The sequence below is a fragment of the Arthrobacter sp. Cr_A7 genome, from assembly GCF_029222765.1.
Taxonomy (GTDB): Bacteria; Actinomycetota; Actinomycetes; order Actinomycetales; family Micrococcaceae; genus Arthrobacter.
This window is the reverse complement of sequence record NZ_JARHXQ010000041.1, coordinates 18,938-37,458: the sequence shown is the minus strand read 5'-3', so window position 1 is coordinate 37,458 and position 18,521 is coordinate 18,938. Positions and strand designations below refer to the sequence as shown.

The 18,521-nt window shown below is 67.1% G+C and carries 10 protein-coding genes; 2 read left to right on the top strand and 8 right to left on the bottom strand.

Annotated elements, in window-relative coordinates; translation table 11 throughout:
• Positions 1 to 2,976, bottom strand: a 2,976-nt coding sequence (locus P2Q66_RS02705; RefSeq protein WP_275725371.1) for a UPF0182 family protein, incomplete at its 3' end; no start/stop codon positions are given.
• Between the two features lie 166 nt (positions 2,977 to 3,142).
• On the bottom strand, positions 3,143 to 4,171 hold the full coding sequence (locus tag P2Q66_RS02700) for a S16 family serine protease (protein ID WP_275725373.1): 1,029 nt from the start codon (positions 4,169 to 4,171) through the stop codon (positions 3,143 to 3,145).
• A 292-nt stretch (positions 4,172 to 4,463) separates the two neighbouring features.
• On the opposite strand from P2Q66_RS02700, the gene P2Q66_RS02695 reads away from it, so the two are divergent.
• On the top strand, positions 4,464 to 5,903 hold the full coding sequence (locus tag P2Q66_RS02695; protein ID WP_275725369.1) for a zinc-dependent metalloprotease: 1,440 nt from the start codon (positions 4,464 to 4,466) through the stop codon (positions 5,901 to 5,903).
• Between the two features lie 27 nt (positions 5,904 to 5,930).
• Here the strand turns inward: P2Q66_RS02695 and P2Q66_RS02690 are convergent, their stop codons facing one another.
• Genes P2Q66_RS02690 through nudC form a run of 3 tightly spaced genes read right to left on the bottom strand, consistent with a single transcriptional unit; the run spans position 5,931 to position 9,792 of the window.
• The gene (locus tag P2Q66_RS02690; protein ID WP_275725367.1) at positions 5,931 to 6,581 is read right to left on the bottom strand and encodes a M48 family metallopeptidase; all 651 of its coding nucleotides are present in this window, start codon (positions 6,579 to 6,581) and stop codon (positions 5,931 to 5,933) included.
• On the bottom strand, positions 6,578 to 8,713 hold the full coding sequence (locus tag P2Q66_RS02685) for an ATP-dependent DNA helicase UvrD2 (protein WP_275725365.1): 2,136 nt from the start codon (positions 8,711 to 8,713) through the stop codon (positions 6,578 to 6,580). The genes P2Q66_RS02690 and P2Q66_RS02685 overlap by 4 nt, the downstream gene beginning before the upstream one ends.
• Positions 8,714 to 8,769: 56 nt before the next feature.
• A complete protein-coding gene (gene nudC, locus P2Q66_RS02680; protein ID WP_275725363.1) occupies positions 8,770 to 9,792 on the bottom strand; it encodes an NAD(+) diphosphatase in 1,023 nt (340 codons plus the stop codon).
• 144 nt (positions 9,793 to 9,936) lie between these two features.
• Here nudC and P2Q66_RS02675 point away from each other — a divergent pair, with 144 nt between their 5' ends.
• On the top strand, positions 9,937 to 11,175 hold the full coding sequence (locus P2Q66_RS02675) for a macrolide 2'-phosphotransferase (RefSeq protein WP_275725361.1): 1,239 nt from the start codon (positions 9,937 to 9,939) through the stop codon (positions 11,173 to 11,175).
• Positions 11,176 to 11,215: 40 nt separating this feature from the next.
• Here P2Q66_RS02675 and P2Q66_RS02670 read toward each other — a convergent pair whose 3' ends face one another.
• Genes P2Q66_RS02670 through P2Q66_RS02660 form a run of 3 tightly spaced genes read right to left on the bottom strand, consistent with a single transcriptional unit; the run spans position 11,216 to position 18,503 of the window.
• On the bottom strand, positions 11,216 to 14,761 hold the full coding sequence (locus tag P2Q66_RS02670) for an ATP-dependent DNA helicase (RefSeq protein WP_275725359.1): 3,546 nt from the start codon (positions 14,759 to 14,761) through the stop codon (positions 11,216 to 11,218).
• Positions 14,758 to 18,090: an ATP-dependent DNA helicase gene (locus P2Q66_RS02665; RefSeq protein WP_275725357.1), complete on the bottom strand. Its 3,333-nt coding sequence runs from the start codon at positions 18,088 to 18,090 to the stop codon at positions 14,758 to 14,760. Before P2Q66_RS02665 ends, P2Q66_RS02670 begins: the two co-directional genes overlap by 4 nt.
• Entirely contained in the window at positions 18,087 to 18,503 is a 417-nt protein-coding gene (locus P2Q66_RS02660) for an MGMT family protein (RefSeq protein ID WP_275725355.1), read from the bottom strand. Before P2Q66_RS02660 ends, P2Q66_RS02665 begins: the two co-directional genes overlap by 4 nt.
• Positions 18,504 to 18,521: the final 18 nt, after the last annotated feature.

The window sequence follows — 18,521 nt, the reverse complement described above, 5'->3', positions numbered from 1 at the left end:
GCTCGCTGAAGGCGAGGGCGTAGCTTCAGGCGTGGCAGTGGCTGCCGGCGCCGGGGTGGCCTCCGGGGCTGCTACCGGGATCTTGGCCTCTGCGTCCACTGCCCTTTGCAGGGCAGCCTGGATCCGCTTCTGCGCCTCGCCGTAGGCTGCGAAGTCACCGGCGGCCAGTGCCGCCTGCCCTGCCTGGATCGCCGCGTTGGCTTCCTCCAGTGCCGCCTTCAGGTCCGCCTTGGCGTCCGCTCCCCCGGGAGGAGCAGCCGGGGCCCCAGGATCAGCCGGGGTCTGCCCGTTGTTGTCCGAGTCGCCGGCGGCAGCACCTGAGTCTCCGCCGAAGAGTTGCTTCAGCGCCTCATCCAGCGTGGGCGCGAAGCCCACCTTGTCACCAAAGGCCACCAGGACGCGCTGCAGGGTGGGGTACGACGTCTCACCGGTGGACTTGAGGTAGACCGGCTGGACGTACAGGATGCCGCCGCCCACAGGCAGTGTCAGCAGGTTGCCGTTCAATACATCGGAGGCACCCTGGCGCAGCAGGTTGAGGGCCTGCGACACGGTGGGGTCGGAGTTGAACTTGTTCTGCGCCTGGCCCGGGCCGGGAACCTGGATCTCCGGCGGGATCTGCAGCAGCCGGAGCTTGCCGTAGCTTTCTGCCTTGACGCCCGCCTGGTTGCCGGCATCCGAGTCCGCTGCCAGGAAGCCGTAGAGGACGTTGCGTGCGTTGCCGTTGACGATCTGCGGAATGAAGGAGGACGTCAGCTGGAACGCGGGCTTGTCCTGGTCCGGCATCTGCAGCGACATGTAGAACGGCGGCTGCTTGACGTCCGTGTCCACGGTGGGATCCGCGGGAACGCTCCAGGCGTCGTTGGTCTTGTAAAAGCTGGAGGGATCGGTGACGTGGTACTCACCCAGAAGCTGGCGCTGGACCTTGAACAGGTCCTCCGGGTAGCGGACGTGGCTCATGACGTCGCCCGACATCTCCGAATAAGGCTTCAGTGAAGTGGGGAACACCTTCTGCCAGGCCTTCAGCAGCGGGTCCTGGTCATCCCATGCGTACAGGGTGACGGACCCGTCATAGGCGTCCACCGTGGCCTTAACCGAGTTCCGGATGTAGTTGACCGTGCTGTTGGGCAGGGCAACCGCCCGGCCTGACGTGGTCTGGGAGTCCGCGGTGGCATCCGAAAGCTGTTCCTGCTGCGAGTACGGGTAGTACTGGCTGGTGGTGTAGCCGTCCACGATCCACTTGACGCGGCCGTCCACCACTGCCGGGTAGGCGTTGCCGTCAACCGTCAGGTAGGGCGCAACCTTCTCGACGCGATCGCGCGGATTGCGGTCGTACAGGATCTGCGACTCGGGGTTCACGCCGTCCGAGAGCAGCAGGTCCGACGACTGGAACTTGATGGAGTACAGGACCTTGTTGAAGAAGCTGCCCACGTTGGGCCCGCCGTTGCCTTCGAACGTGTACTGGGTTTCCCCTTCGCCCTCTCGGCCGGACGGCCTGTCCTGCTCACGGGCGGGGGCACCGTCCGGCGCACCTACGATCGAGTAGTCCGGGGACGATTCGCCGAAGTAGATCCGGGGCTCGTAGCTTGAATCATCGCCGAGCACGCCCGTGGACGGGATGCCGGACTGGAGGAACTCGGGCTTGCCGTCCACGGTGAACTTGTTGCCCTTTGCGGCCACGACGCCGTAACCGTGCGTGTACACCACGTGCTGGTTGAGCCAGCCCTGCTGGTTCGTGGCAACGTTCGTGGGGTTCAGCTCGCGGACCGCGATAACGGTGTCCTGGATCTTGCCGTCCACTTCGTAGCGGTCAACGTTCAGGGCTTCGGGGAACTGGTAGTACGGGCGGTACTGCTCGAGCTGGGAGAACGCGTCGGAGATCAGGTTCGGGTCCAGCAGGCGGATGTTCGCGGTGGTCTGGGCGTCCGGCGCAAGGGCGCCGGTGCTTGCGGTGTTGGTGGCGTCGTAGCGGCTCACCTGGATGGTGTCCAGGCCGTAGGCGCTGCGGGTGTTGTCGATGTTGCGCTGGATGAATTCCTTTTCCAGCGTTTCCTCGGAGGGCCGCACCTGGAACTGCTGGATGACCCAGGGGTAGACGCCACCGGCGAGAATGGAGGTGATCACCAGCATGGCGGTGCCGATGACCGGCAGGCGCCAGCGTCCGATGACGGCCGCGACGACGAACAGGATGGCAACGAGCACGGCGGCCACAGCCAGGATGGCTTTGGTGGGGATGACGGCGTTGACGTCCGTGTAAAGGGCACCGGCCCAGCGGCCGTTATTGCTCTGCACCGCGGAGAAACGGTCCAGCCAAAAGTTCACGCCCAGCAGCACCAGGAAGGCGGCACCGGTGACGGCGATGTGGATCTGGGCTGCGCGGCTCGTGAACACGCCGCGTTCCATCAAGCGGATGCTGCCGTAGAGGTAGTGCGTGAGGATGCCCGCGATGCCCGCGATGACCACAACGCTGATCAGGAAGCCGGTGACGAACCCAAGGAACGGCAGGACCATCAGGTAGAAGCTGATGTCCATGCCGAATTCGGGGTCACTCTTGCCGAAGCCCTCCTGGTTGAAGAAGAGCAGGACCTTCTGCCACTGGCTTGCGGCGGCGCTGCCCGCGAAGAGTCCGAAGAGGACGGGCAGGCCCACCATGACCACCCGGCGGACGGGTTCCAGCTGAGCCTGGTACCGGTTGAGGTTGTCGCGGATGTCGGAGTCCGGGGCGTAAACCGGCCTGGCGTGGTAGGCGATGCGGATCGCGAAGAACACGGCAGCGAACATCAAGGCGAATCCGGCCGCGAAGATGCCGATCCTGGCCAGGTTCTCGGTGACGAAGACTTCAATGAAGCCCAGCTGCCGGTACCAGAGGACATCGGTCCAGACATTGGCGAAGAAGATGAAGCCCACAACCACGAGGGCAACGACGATCAGGGTGGGCGTCAGTGCGCCGCGCCGTGATGGGGGTCTGCCTGTGGACATGGTGCTGGCGGGACGGGACAAACTGGGTACCTCATAGCTGGTCGTCAGATATTCGAAGCGTGCGTGCGAGCGACGAACTCCACCGGTCAAACGGCTGGTTTTGCCCGTCATAATTGCCACGAGTGGCGGTAAAGCTTAGTTCCTGTCGAGTCTAGTTGCGCCCAGTCTAGTTGTTTGTGCAGCCCGGCAGGCCGGATGTGTCCTGGCCGGTGCCGGCACGTTCGACGGCGGCCCTTGCCTCTGCCAGGTTCTCGACCCGTACCACCTGCAGGCCGTCGGGGATGTGCCCTGCCACCTGCTCGCAGTTGGCAGCGGGCGCCAGGAACAGGGTGGCTCCCCCGGCGCGGGCAGCCTGCATCTTCTGCCCGATCCCGCCGATGGGCCCTACCGCCCCGTCCGGGGTAATGGTGCCGGTCCCTGCGATGTGCTTGCCGCCGGTCAGGTCGCCGGGGGTGACGGTGTCGATAATGCCGAGCGAGAACATCAGGCCGGCGGACGGACCGCCTACCTTCTCCAGGGAGATCTCCACGTCAAAGGGGAAAGTGAACAGATACTTGAGCATGACACCGAGGATGAACCGGCCTTGGCCGTTGTCCTTCGGGGTGATGGTTTCGGTGACCGGCTGCCCTTCGCGCTCCAGGACGACGGTGGCGGCGGCACCGTTGCCCGCGGCCAGTTCCTCCTGGATGACGGACAGCGCGGTGATGTCCTTGCCGTTGATGGATTTCAGGATGTCCCCGGGCTGGATCTTGCCCGCCGACGCCGATCCTTCGGAAAGGTCCGCTGCCTGAAGCTGCTGGCCGAAAGGGATGTCCAGCTCGTTGAGTGCCGAGGCCAGGGCGTTCTCCTGCGAGGTGGTCATGGCCACGGCGCTTTGTTCCTCGGCTTCCTGCCGGGTGGTCCCCGTGGGATAGAGGAGCTCCACCGGGTGGACGGCCTTGGTTCGGTCCAGCCAGGCTGAAAAGGCACCGATAATGCTGACTGGCCCGTTGGGGCCGCCGGCGACGTACACGGTGGTCAGGTCGAGGTTCCCGGCAGCGGGGTACGATTCCCGGCCGGTGACTTTGATGACCGGGGTTCCCTGGCTTTGCCCCAGCGTGTTGTACGTGGGGCCGGGTGATTCCACAACATAGGGGACGGGAATCGTGGCGACGCCGATTCCAAGGCCCAGCGCGGCCATGCCTGCCAGCATCATGGTGGACACCCGCGGGTCCCGCGGCGGTGTGCCGGCCTCTTCAGGTGCGGTCCCGCCGTCGGCCGTTATGCCGGCGTCTTTTTCCCAGGAAAAGCCATCGTGGGGAAGCTCAGGGGCGTGGTCCTCGGAGGGGTAGCCGCCACGGGTTGTAGTCACCCCACCAACACTACGCGGTGGCAGACAGGGACAGCTCTTTGCCTACAGCGAACGACAACGCAGTGCGGCAGACAGCCGACCATGGCCGGGGTACCGTGAAGGTTGATCAACAGTCACACCGACGATCGGCGGGATCATGACCTCCAATCCACTTAATCCGTCCAACGGCGACGATACCCCCAAGGATCCGTTGACCGAGATGCTGCAGAACCTGATGGGCGGCAAGGGGATGGAAAATTTCGACCCCGCCGAACTCGCCAAGGCCGCCGGCCTGCCGAACGACCCCAACCTGCTGGCCCAGATGTTCTCCCAGGTGCAGGCCATGATGAGTGCCCCGTCCGAGGGGCCCGTCAACTGGACGCTGGCGCACGACAATGCACGGCGCGTGGCAGCAAGCAGCTCGGACCCATCGGTAACCTCCCAGCAGTCGCGTGACGTGGACGAGGCCCTCCGCCTGGCGGAACTGTGGCTGGACCCTGTCACTGACCTGCCAGCCACCGGCCTGATCGGCCGGGCCTGGTCCCGCGCGGAATGGGTCGAGGCCACCCTGGGCACCTGGAAGAGGCTGACGGAACCCGTGGCCAACAGCATCGCCAAGGCGCTTTCATCCGCCATGACGGAGCAGATGCCCGAGGAGATGAAGTCCATGATGGGCGGCGCTTCCTCCATGCTCCAGAACATGGGCGGAGCCATCTTCGGCATGCAGCTGGGGCAGGCCATCGGCGCCCTCTCCGCCGACGTGGTCAGTTCCACAGATATCGGCGTGCCCCTTGCCGACCTTGAAATGGCGCTGCTGCCGGCGAACGTTGCCGCGTTCGGCGAGGGCCTGTCCCTGCCTGAAAACGACATCCGGCTTTTCCTCGCGGTCCGCGAAGCGGCCCATGCCCGCCTTTTCGTCCAGGTTCCCTGGCTGCGGGGGCACCTGCTGGGCGCTATCGAAGCCTATGCGCGCGGCATCCACATCGACACCTCGCGCATCGAGGAATTGGCCCGGGACCTGGACCCGAGCAACCCCGAAGGGATCCAGGAGGCCCTGTCCCAGGGCGTCTTTATGCCCCAGCGGACCCCTGCCCAGGAACAGGCCCTGGAGAAGCTGGAAACAGCACTCGCCCTCGTGGAGGGCTGGGTGGATGAACTGACGGCCTCGGCTACCGAAAAGATGCTGCCCTCCGCCGGTGCGCTGCGCGAAACCGTGCGGCGCCGCCGCGCCACGGGAGGCCCGGCCGAACACGCCTTCGCTTCACTGGTGGGCCTGGAGCTGCGTCCCCGGCGGCTGCGTGACGCCGCCACGCTATGGGCCACGCTGAAGGAAGAGCGCGGCATCGAGGGCCGCGACGCCATCTGGCACCACCCGGACCTGCTGCCCACCGCGGAGGACCTGGACGATCCCAAAGGCTTCAGCGGGCGCCGCAAACTGGCCGAAGCCAGCGACAGCGAAGTGGATGATGCCCTGCAGAAACTGCTCAGCGGCGGTTTCGACGAGGCGCCGGGCACGGATGCCGGGAAAGACGCGGGGCCGGACAAGGACGAAGATTCACAGGACGACGACGGCGGGGACAACCAGCCGAAGGGCTGAGTCCTGCGGTGGCCGCCGGGGCGGGGCTTAGTCGGCGTCGTCCGGCCAGAGTTCCTGCTCCGGCACGCCGCCTCCCCCTCCGTTGTCCGCGAGGCCGCGTGCGGTGGCGAAGGAAACGCCTTCAAGAAACGCCTTGGCGCGTTGGGTCTCCGGGTAGCCCTCCAGCAGCTTCCAGAAAGCGGCGTTGTGCGCTGCCACCAGGAGGTGCGCGAGTTCGTGGAGCAGCACATAGTCGATGACCCACTGAGGCATGGGACGGAGCTTGTCCGAGAGGCGGATGGTCCCGTCCGCCGGGGTGGCTGATCCCCACCGCGCGTTCTGGTTGCTGACCCAGCGCACTGACGTGGGGACAGCCCGTCCGCCCAGGTAGTGCGCCGAGAGGTGCGCGGCGTGCGCCGCGAGGGCTGCGTCCGAGGCGGGCCGTTTCCTGCCTGCTGCGGCGCGCCGCTCCCCCTGGCGCTGCAGCTTTGCCAGCATGCGGTGCACCCACTCGCTTTCCTGTGCAGCCGTGAAGCGGGCCGGGATGGCAACAACGGCGGTCCCGTTTTCCCAGAAGGCTGCCACGGTGCGCGTGCGGCGGGCGGAACGCCTGACCTCCACGGGAGCACCGTCAGCCGTGGTGAGGCCGGCACCAGGGGCCCCGTCACGCCGGTTCCGCGGCCCTGGAGACCGGGTCACAGGGAAGTGCTTTCCGTCAGGACCCGAAGGACGTCTTCCCCGTACTTTTCCAGCTTGGAGGGGCCCACCCCGGCAAGTCCGGCGAGTTCTTCCAGGGACGCAGGCCGGGCCTCGGCGATGGCTGTGAGCGTTGCATCTGTGAAGACCACGAAGGCCGGGACCTCGGCGGACAGTGCCACTTCGCGGCGCCAGGTCCTTAGCGCGTCAAAGGTCTGTTCCTCGTATGTAGGCGGGCAGGCATTGCAGCGTCCCACTTTGCGTTCCGCCCCGGTTGCGAGCATGCTTCCGCAGACCCTGCACATGGCGGGGGCCGCTGCTTTCCGGCGGGGTGCCGCGCCTTTGCCGCGCGTGTGTGAGCTCACCACGGAATCCGGCCGCAGGCCGTCGAGGAACCGGGACGGCTTGCGGTTGGCGCGGCCGCCGGGCGTGCGGGCGGTGCTCCAGGACAGCGACAGGTGCTCGCGCGCCCGGGTGATCCCGACGTACAGGAGCCGGCGTTCCTCGTCGACGGACTCGGGCGAGTCGGCGAAGGAGATAGGCATCAGGCCTTCACTGAGCCCCACCAGGAAAACCGCATCCCACTCCAGGCCCTTGGCGGCGTGCAGGGATGCCAGCGTCACCCCCTGGACAGTTGGCGCATGCTGGGCCAGTGAACGTTCCTGGAGTTCATTGACGAAATCCGCCAGTCCGAACTGTGCGCCCCGGGCCTGCACGAGTTCATCGGCAAGGGCCACGAGTGCCGCCAGGGATTCCCAGCGCTCCCGCAGCGCCCCGCCGCTGTGGGGAGCGGAATCCGTGTAACCGAGGGAGGAGACAATATCGCGGACAAGCTGGCCAAGGGGTTCCGGCGAATCGGTCTCCGATACTGCCCTGGTTGCCGCCCTCAGCTGGAGAATGGCGTCCCGGACCTCTTTACGCGCGAAGAAGCGTTCCCCTCCGCGCAGCTGGTACCCGATCCCCGCTGCGGCAAGGGCCTGCTCGTAGGCTTCGGACTGGCCGTTGGTGCGGAACAGGATCGCCACTTCGCTGGCGGGAGTGCCGGCGTCGAGAAGGACCTTGATCTTCTGCGCGACGGTAGCGGCCTCCGCTTCGTCATCTGAGCACTCCGTGAAGTGGGGCGCCGGGCCGGCAGGGCGCTGTGCCACGAGCTGCAGGGGTGTTGCCCAGGCGGCGTCGGCGGCCGGTCCGCCACTCCGCCGGCCTGCCAGCAGATCATTGGCCAGCTTCACCACCTGCGGTGTGGAGCGGTAGTCCCTGATCAGCTTGACCACGTTGGCCTGCGGGTAGCGGGCCTTGAAGTCGAGGAGATGCCGGGGCGACGCTCCGGTGAAGGAGTAGATGGTCTGGCTGGCGTCGCCCACGACGCACAGTTCGTCACGCCCGCCCAGCCACAGTTCCAGGAGCCGCTGCTGCAGCGGGGACACGTCCTGGTACTCATCAACCACAAAGTGCCGGTACTGCTCGCGGACGGTGGCAGCCACCTTCTCATCCTCCTGGAGAATCCCGACGGTGATCAGCAGCACGTCCTCGAAGTCGATGACGTTGCGGTCCGTCTTGACGTCCTCGTAGGCCTGGAACACCCGGGCCACCGCGGTGAGATCGAAACCGCCCGGGGTTCCCCTTCCCTGCGCGTTTTCCAGGTAGTTGGCCGGGGTCAGCATGGAGACCTTTGCCCACTCAATCTCGGACGCCAGGTCCCGGATGGACGCCCGGTCCGTACTGAGCCGCAAGCGCCTGGCCGCCTCGGCGAGCATCTGCGCCTTGTGGTCCAAAAGGTTGGGCAATGTGCCGCCAACAGCCTGCGGCCAAAAGAACTGGAGCTGGCGGAGAGCGGCAGCGTGAAAGGTGCGGGCCTGGACGTTGCCGGCCCCGAGGTCCCGCAGCCGGCTGCGCATCTCGGCGGCGGCCCGCGCCGTAAACGTCACGGCCAGCAGCCGTTGCGGGGAGTAGACGCCGGAATGCACGCCGTAGGCGATGCGGTGGGTGATGGCGCGGGTCTTTCCCGTTCCGGCGCCGGCGAGAACGCACAGCGGACCATTCAGGGTGCTGGCCACCTCGCGCTGTTCGGCGTCCAATCCGCCAAGGATGCGGTCCTCGATCGAGGCTGCTCCGTCAATATGCTCTGTAGTCACTTCTGCTGCTTTTGTGTCTCGACTACCGAATGCTTGGAGTCTGGTGGATATGGGTGTCAGGCGGCGGGGCGGTCCTCGATCCGCCCGCCGAACCAGTGCTCAATGAGCGCCCGCGCGATGGAGAGCCTGCTGGAAATGGTGATCTCACCGCTGAGCACGGCCTCCTGGAGTTCCTCCCGGCTGAACCAGCGCGCCCTGGTGACCTCCACGCCGTCGGGCGTTGCCTCGGCATCTTCGGTGACGGCGGTAAATCCAAGCATAAGGGAGGCGGGGAAGGGCCAGGACTGCGAACCGAGGTATTGGCAGGCAGTGACACGCACTCCCACTTCCTCAAGGACTTCCCTCACCACTGCCTGCTCCAGTGATTCTCCGGGCTCAACGAACCCCGCCAGGGTTGAGTAGTTTTTTGCGTCGGGAGCACCGCCGCCGCCCAGCAGCACCCGGCCATCCGGGCCCACCACGGTGACGATGATCGCGGGGTCCGTGCGCGGATAATGTTCCGACGAATCCGCGGGGCACCGGCGTACCCAACCTCCTGCTTCAACCAGCGTGGGCGTCCCGCAACGCGGGCAGTGGGTGTGGCCGGCGTGCCAGTTGGTGATGGCGCTTGATTCGACGAACAACGCAGTGTCCGTTGTGCTCAGGCCGGCCGCCACGTCGCGGAACCCGGCCCATGCCGCATCGGCGGGGATGCCCGCGGTGCCCGGCTTAACAGCCTCCGGAAGGACAAACAGCAGCAGCTCGGTGCCGGCAGGAAGGTCCGCGCCCGGCAGGGCTGAGCCCAGGTAGACCACAAGCTCCGGAGTCACCGCGGCCGCTGACAGGCCCTCCAGCATCGCCTTGGCGCCGGCAGTGAAAAGGCCGTTGCCCTGCACCAGTCCCTGCCGGCCGGAAAGGACAATGGCCAGGGTTTCAGTCCGTGCCAGGAGCTCCTCCACCATGCCGGGCCTGGCCCGCACAACAGATCCCCGGTCTACCAAGGCTGGCGGGACGGGAAGCAAGGTGTCCCGGAGGTGGTTCGCCGGCAGCAGTGCCGGCACCCCCTGATGGACCGGTGTGGCAAACTCCGCATGGCTCATGAGTCCACCGTACTGACTGGGACCGACAATGCCCATTTCCGGGCGGGCCGCGGACCTCCTCCGGGGTACCCGGATTTGGATGTATCTGAAGACTCGCCGCCGTCAGACCGGTGTCTTGGACGGCGGGCAATCTACCGTGGAACGGTGAGAAGAAAACCGATTGAACTGGCAGCCGTCGCAACCGCGGCAGTCCCCGGACTGACCCCAACGGCCGTTAGCTCTGCCCCGGATGATCCCGCGGACTTCGACTCTGCCCTGCTCCTGGATTCCGAGGGCAAGCGCTGGCGGGTTAGGTCGCCGCGGCATGCGGAGGCCAGTGCCAGGCTGGAGACCGAGTTCCTGGTGCTGCGGGCATTTGCCCCTGGCATCCGTGCCGAACTTCCCTTCCTGATGCCCACGGTGGCCGGCAGCGTTCGGCTGGGGACCCTGAGCACGTTTGTCTACTCGCACCTTGCCGGGAGCACCCGCAGTGTTGAGGAACTCACCGCGGGCCCGGAGACCCTGGCCCGGGAAATCGGGGTGGCCCTGGCCGCTATCCACGACCTGCCCCGGGCTTTGGTCAGCAACGCCGACCTGCCCAGCTACACCCCCAACGAGTTCCGTCAGCGCCGGCTCAATGAACTGGACCAGGCAGCCACTACCGGGAAGATTCCGCCGGCCCTGCTGCTGCGCTGGGAACACGCCCTTGAGGACGTGTCCCTGTGGCGCTTCAATCCCTGTGTGGTCCACGGCGACCTGCACGAGGACAACCTTCTGGTGGAAGGCCAGCGCGTCACGGCCGTCACCGGGTGGACCGATCTTCGCATCGGTGACCCCGCGGACGACTTTGCCTGGCTGGTGGCTTCCAACGAGCAGGACTTCGTGGACGCCGTGCTGGCTGGCTACACAGCCAGCCGCCGGGACAGTCCGGACAACCATCTGCTGCGCAGGGCGGCACTTTCTGCGGAATTCGCCCTGGCCCAGTACCTGGTGAAGGGGATCGCCGCCGGAGATCCCGGCATGGTTGCCGAGGCTGAAGGCATGCTCGAAACCCTGGCCAGCGATATCGCCGAGCACGGCGGGCAGCCCATCAGCGTGGAGCCCCTGCCCTCCCCCGCGGTTGCCGCGGGGACCGCAACGCCGCCGGCGGGATCCTCCGCAGTGGCTGGTTCCACCGAGGGCGCTTCCGACGGCGGTCCCTTGGCCGGGGTGCCGGCCGTTACGGTTGTTCCCGTACCGGCCGAGCCCATCGTTAGGGTCCTTCCCGTGCCGGTGCAGCCTGCCGTGCACGTAACCCCCATTCCGGTCGAGCCACAGCCCGGCGCAGGCAACGACGCCGATGCCAAGGGCTCGGACGACACCTCCACCGCCGCGATCTCCATCGTCAACGCCAAGCAGACCTAGCGGGACGCAGGCTTTTCGGCCCAAGCCTCCGGGCTGACCGTCACGGCGAGCGAAGCGCGGCCGCGACAATTTCCTCCAGCTGCGCCGCCGTCCCGAGGTCATGGGGCCGTACAACCTCGTTGTCGGCAACGTAGAAGAAGGCGGCCCGCACATCGTCCAGGGGAACGTTCTTCAACCGTGCCCAGGCCAGCCGGTACACGGCGAGCTGCACCGACCGCGCCCTCAGCTGGGCACCGGAGGGCCGCCGCCCGGTCTTCCAGTCCACCAGGTCCCAGCGGCCGTCAGCGTCCTGGAAGACAGCATCGATGCGTCCGCGGACCACCACTTCCCCAACCCGCGTCTCCACCGGCACCTCAACGAAGGCCGGTGACCGCTCAGCCCATGGTGATGCCCGGAAAGTGGCAACCATGGAATCGAGGTCGTAGGCGGCGTCGATGTGGTCGTCCGAGCCGGGGGCTTCCCCGAGGTCGAGCATGCCGGCTGTACCGAAGTATTCCTCCACCCAGGCGTGGAATGCGGTTCCCTTCCGCGCTGACATTCCGGGTTCCCGCGGGACGGGCCGGCGGAGCCTGGCAAGGACGTCTGCCGGGTCCTGGCCCAGGTCCACCAGGGTTGAAGCGGAAATGTGGCTGGGCAGGTGGACGTCCTGGCCGTTGGACCTCCGGGCCCGCCGTTCCAGCAGCAGGGCCGCTTCCCGGGCCCATCCGGCCGCGGTTCCCGTCAACCCCGTGGCGTCGCCTGGCACAGGTTTGCGTTCTGCTCCCGGGAACGCGGGCTGCAGATCACCGGTACCGGACTCGAGGGCGGCAAGTACGCGGGCAGCGGCCATTTCCATGGTGTTCCTGCGCCCGCGGGCAAGGCGGAGCCGTTCCCCTGTCCGGGGGTCCACCGGACCCTCCAGCGGATCATATGGCCAGGCGGCGACCTCCGTTTCGGCGGTGAGCGGGCTGTTCTCCGGCAACTGGGCTTCTTCCAGTGACCGGCGATGGATTGTGGCCCGGGCAGGCGATACGCCATCGGTGCTGAGAAGCGCTTCCAGTTCGGTAAGGAACGGCGACATCTCCGCGCGTCCCGCCCGGGAACCCACCCACGCCGCGCTGGACACCCACAGGACATGTTTTGCCCTGGTGTAGGCAACGTAGGCGAGCCGGCGCTCCTCGGATTCCCCGTGGGCCTGGACGGCTGCTTTAAAGTCTTTTTCGGCGTCCAGCCAGCCTTTTTGGTCAGGTTGGTCCAGATCCCACTGCGGCAGGTCCGCACGGTCTCCGCGCAGTGGCCACGGCAATGCCGCCGCCCCGCTGCTCCAGCGGGAGTCCTTGTCCGTGGGAAACGCGCCGGCGTTCAATCCCGGGACAAAGACGACATCCCATTCCAGGCCCTTGGACGCATGGACGGTAAGGAGTTGGACCGCTTCCCGGTTCACGTCGCTGGGAGGCGCCTCAAGGCCGTTCTCTTCCGTCGCGGCGGCTTCCAGCCACGCCAGAAAGGCGAGGATGTCCACTCGTTGTGACGTCCGCAGGAACCCCGCCGCGGCGTCCTGGAAGGCGTCAAGGTTGCGGCGGGCCTGGTGGATGCTGACGCCGGGACGGGCTGCGACCTCGATATCCAGGAGCATGGCCCTTTCCACTTCCCCCAGGAGGGTTGTGAGGTCATCCCCTAGGTAGCCACGCAAGTGCCGCAACTCTGCCGAAAGCCGGAGCAGCCGACTGCGGGCTTCGGCGCTGAGGGACCTGCCGCTGGAGGATGTCCATTCCTCCCGGGGCAGCCAGTCCAACGCCTCCACCAGGCTCGCGCCGTCAGTGAGGTCTCCCTCGAGGACCGTCGCATCCGCTTCCGCCGGCTCGGCGGCGGTCTCCCCGTCACCGGATCTGTCCGGGGCATGTCCGCGCCTGCGTGCCAGCTGGCTGGACCAGTCCCGCAACGCCATCAGGTCAGCGGGTCCTATCCGCCACCTGGCCCCCGCCAGCAGCCGCATGAGCGCGTCCGAGCGCCCGGGGTCGGCCAGGACACGGAGGGTGGCAACGAGGTCAACCACTTCCGGGGTATCCAGGAGGCCGCCCAGGCCCACGATCTCGTAGGCGATGCCGCGTGCCTCAAACTGGCGACGTATGGTTTCCATCTGTGCCCGCCGGCGGCACAGGACGGCGATGGCCGGCGGCACCGGAGAGCCGTCGGGCTTCAGCTCGAAGTCCGTCACCTGATACTTCAGGACATCGTCCGCGAGAGCGGAGGCTTCCTCGGCATCGCTGCCGAAGCGGCCGAGGACCACGGCGCCCTGGACGGCATGCGGGCTGGGCTGCAGCGGCGGCACCTCCGCGCGGGCAGCTCCCCCACCACCTGCCGGTCCCCGATGGGCCTCGGCCTTACTGAGCGAATCCGACATGACGTTGGCCGCCGCCAGGATTGACCGCCCGTTCCGCCAGGCCGTGGTCAGGTAGGACGTGGGTGCAGGTGCCCAGCTTCCGGGCTCTGCCGCCAGCCCGTTGCGGACCGGGAATTCGCGGACGAAGTGGAACAGCTGACCGGCTGAGGCCCCGCGGAAGCCGTAGATGGACTGGTTGGGGTCGCCGACGGCCGTGACTGCATGTCCGCCGCCGAACAGGCGCGAGAACAGGACCAGCTGGGCGTGGGACGTGTCCTGGAACTCATCGAGCAGCACCACCTTGTAGCGCTGCCTCTCCATCTGGGCAGCCAGTGGAACGTCCCGGGAGACTTTGGCTGCAAGTGCCACCAGGTCACCAAAATCAAGCGCACCGCGGGCCCGCTTGGCCGCCGCATATCTGCCGACCATGTCCGCCACGCTGGCCCTGGTCCGGAGCATGCCGGCGAGCTCGGCCGCTGCCTGCGGAGGGTTCTTTTTCTTGTCCGCCAGGTAGGGCAGCGCTTCAAAGTCCGAGAGCCGTGCCATCAGCCAGGCTTCGACGTCCTCCGGCTCCTGGAGGTGCTCGGCACATTCGCCTGCAAGCTGGATGACTGCCTTCACCAGGGTGGACTTGGCGGCACGGAAGTGTGCGTATTCGCCGTCGTATGCTTCCACCACCTCGCTGGCAAGCTGCCACGCCTGCGCGCCGCCGAGGAGGACAACATCGCGTTCCACCCCCAGGCGCAGCCCGTAGTCTGACACGATGCCGCTGGCGAATGAGTGGTATGTGGACACCTTCGGTTCCAGCGCGTCGCTGCTGAGCAGGCCCTTCGGGAAAACCTTGTTTGCGGTGTCCGCGGAAACCAGCCGCTGCAGAGCCACCAGCTTTGCCCGGATCCTGGACGCCAGTTCGCCGGCCGCCTTCCGTGTGAAGGTCACCCCGAGGACTTCTTCGGGCCGGACCCAGCCGTTAGCGACGAGCCAGACTACCCGGTCCGCCATGGTGGCGGTCTTTCCCGACCCGGCCCCGGCAATGACCAGCCGCGGAGACAGCGGTGAGGAGATGATGGCGGACTGTTCCGGGGTGGGCACGTTCTTTTCGCCGAGCAGCCCGGACAGCTCCTCGGGGCTGAACCGCACCTCCGGCGGCTGTAAGGGCCCGCCGGGAAGCGCTGCAGCGGGCGGCAATTCGAGGTCTTGAAGCACCTGGAGGTCCTGGCTCATTCAGTCACTTGCCTTCCGCGCGCACACAACGGGCACACTTCGGGTAGTTTGCAGCCATGGCCGCCATGGCTTCCCTTCGCCGGATCATGCCGTGCTTCAAACCCGCTGCCACCCATCACTTGTGCTGCATCCTTCACCATGTCCAGGGCCCAGTTTTCCTGCGGATCAAGCGCGTCCTGCTGCTGGATTGCCGGGCTTTTCGCGCCTGTTCCGAGCTGGGCCAGCACTGCTCCGCCGGGAAGGCCGGCATCCTGGCTGTTTCCGCTGCCCGTGAAGCCGCCCGCCAGGACTGCCGCCTGGTAGGCGCCCAGCTGGGGGTGGCTGGACAGCTCACTTTTGCCCGGCTGCCGTTTTCCTGTCTTGAGGTCCACGATGACCAGCCTGCCTTCGCCGTCGATCTCCAGGCGGTCCACCTGGCCGCGGAGGATGGCTTCCCGCGGCAGGCCATCGTCCACCGTCACTTCGCCGAGGGGCACCTCGAAATCCTGTTCCACTCCCACGAGGCTGCGTCCCTCGCTCCTCATCACCACAAGGTACTGCGCGAGCTTGCGCACCATCGATTCGGCGCGCTGGAAATCAAGCCTGCCCTCCCAGTTGTCCTTCATGCCCAAGGTGGGCCAGCGGCGGACCAGTTCCGCAACGTACTCGGTGCCGGACGCATCCGGCATCTCCTGGGCGATGGCATGGACCAGTGTTCCCAGACTGCGGGCAAAGTCGGTTGCCGCTTCGCCGCCTGCTGCCTGCACAAACCAGTCCAGCGGCGACTTTTGCACAGTTTCGACCTTCGACGGCGACACGGACACAATTCCGCCGGGCGGCACCACGGGTGCGTCGGACGTGAGCGGAGCGAGCCCCCACCAACTGGCAGGGTGGGCACCGGGAACCGGCGGCTCGGCGGCCGCTAGATGGGCAAGCACCCTCGCCGCCTCATGGGCCTGCGCCGCCCCGCTTCCGTCCAATTGTGCATGTTGGCGGAGTTCTGCAACGAGGGCCCGCAGCGTCATGGGGCGTTCCACCGTAGTAAAAGCCCTGCTTTCCTGGTCCCGCTCCAGGGGGGCGATGTAATCAAGGAACGACGACGGCTGGTCGTCCTCCGATGAGACGGCGGTGCAGACCAGCAGCTCCCGGGACCGTGACACCGCGGTGGAAAAGCTCCGGAGTTCGTCGTAGCGGATGTCGCGCAGCCGGCTCAGGGGATCGCGTTGCAGCGCGTATTGGACACCATGCTCCACGGCGTCGGCGTAGAGGGTGCTGCCCAGGAGCTCACCGCGAAGCCGGGTGTTGGGCCATACTCCCTCCTGGAGGCCGGCGACAATGACCACAGGCCACTCCCGTCCGGCTGCGCTGGCGGGGGTCATCAGCTCCACGGCATCGTCAACCTGGGCCCGCGCGGCAAGGGTATCCATGGGCAGTTCCTGGTTCAACAGGTACTCCAGGAACTGCTCAGGCCCGGCGCCCGGCATTTGGTCCACGTAACGCTCCGCGGTGTGGAACAGTGCCATCATCGCGTCGAGGTCGCGGTCAGCCCTGGCACCGTGCGGGCCGCCGGTCAGTGCGGTTTCCGTCCAGGCGTCGGCGAGACCGGTGGCGCTCCACAGCGCCCAGAGCACAGACTCGGCGTTGGCGCCTGGCTGGCATGCTGCTTCCCGGCCGGCCTGGATCATCCGGGCTGTGCGGCGGGCGGCGCGTCCCTCGATGCCGAGCGTGGCGAGCGCACCGGGCTGCAGAAGCGCCTCGACGAGGAGCGAATCGCTGGCGCGCCCGCCGCCGCCCAAAAGCTCTTCCCGGCGCAGCGACTGCCTGAGGCGGCGCAGTTCAATCGAGGTGGCACCACCGATGCGTGACGTGAGGAGGGATACCGCGGCCTCTGGAGTCAAGAGCGTGGAGTCAAGGGCGACCGCAAATGCGTCCAGGAGCGGGCGAACGGCAACCTCGTCCCGGACGGCGGATTCCGCCACCGGCACCCTTACCGGGATCCCCTGCCCGGAAAGGTAGCGCTGCAGCTCGCTGACCTGCCCGCCGTTGCGCACAATCACCGCCATGTCCGTCAAATCACGGCCGTGGTTGATGTGCTGGTCAAGGATCCGCTGGGCCACGTAGCGCAGCTCGTGCACGGCCGACGGAACCAGGTGCGCCTCAACCGACCCTTGCCGCACGTTTCCCTCCGGATGGTGGAGCCGCCGCGCCAGCTGGCCGCCGGCCCGCTGCGAGATCCGCCCGGCAACGTCGAGCCACGCACCGGCCAAGGCGGGAGCCAGCCGGTGGGAATGCGACAGCGGGCGCTCCAGGACCAGAGCCTCCGGTGACAGCAGCCGGGGCAGCTCAGCCACCAGGTCCGGCCGCGCCCCGCGAAAGCCCTGAACCACGGTGTCAGGTGAGAACGCCACGAAGCAGTCCCGCCCCCCGGCGATATCTGCCAGGAGCTCGAATACTGCCGGGTTGGCCTCCTGGATGTCATCCACCAGGATCAGTTGCAGCCGTTCGCGTTCTGCAGCCAGGAATTCAGGAACATCCTGGAAGATCTGGCGAGCCGCGGTGATGATTCCGGCGGGATCGAACGCATCCGGCATCCGCAGGTCCAGTACGTCCCGGTACTCGCTGTAGAGGGCAGCGGCGGCAACCCAGTCAGGCCTGACGCACTCCCGGCCGAGCTGCTCCAGGTCCCCGGCAGTCCGCCCGGACTCGATGATCCGGTCGAAAAGTTGCCGCACCTCGTGGCGGAACCCCCGGGTTTCCAGCGCGCCGTCCAGGTCGCCGGGCCAGGGCAGTTCGAGTCCGGGCAGGCGGTGGCCTTCCAGGAGTTCCTTGATGATGAGGTCCTGCTCGGGGCCGGACAGGAGGCGCGGCGGCCTTGACAGCGGGATGACGCCCTCGGCCTTGGCGCGCCGGATCACGTCAAAGGCGTACGAGGCCCAGGTCCGCGCCGGCGTGGTGCTGAGGCTCCTGTCCAGCCGGGCTGTGAAACGGTCCCGCAGGAAATCCGCCGCCAGCCGGCTCGGCGCCAGAATCAGCATCCGTTCGGGATCGACGCCGTCCCGCAGGACGCGCTTGACGGCAGCCTCGATCAGGACCGTGGTCTTGCCCGTCCCCGGCGCCCCGGGGACCAGCACGGGCCCGGCCCCCTGGGGAACATCAACTGCCGCCTGCTGATCGGACGTCAGTGACGGCGCCGCGGCGTGCAGGTGGCGCGGCGGCAGCAGGCGCAGGGAGGCCGCTGAAGGGGCCCGGTCCTGGACGCCGTTGGCGGTGCCGGAAGCCACGTCGTAGCCGGACTCCAGGCTTTGCCGTTGCTCATCGCGTGGTTCCGTGAAGGGAAGAGTTACTGTCACACCGACATTCCATCATCAGCCACTGACAATCGATGAAGCCGCCGCTCCAGTTGTTCGGCAATGGCGTCCATTCGGTCAAACTCCGCGTCGGTTGGCGTCCACCGGGCGGCCGGAAGATCCACCCGCCAGCGGCCTTCCCCGGTACGCAGGAACGATTCGTGGGCACCGGCAAGCGGGGTTCCTTCTTCAAGGTAATGCCGCAGGGCTTCAGACTCGTGCCCTTCGGGGGCATGTCCGCTCGCTTTGAGGACCCGCCACCAGGGAACGCCGCTTCCGTAATGGCTCATGACCGAGCCCACCTGGCGGGGTCCACCCGAGCCGAGCAGTTCGGAGACATCCCCGTACGAGACAGCGGACCCCGGCGGTACCAGCTCCACTACCGCCAGCACCGCCTCCACGTACTCAATCCGCATTGATCCAATCTAGCCGCA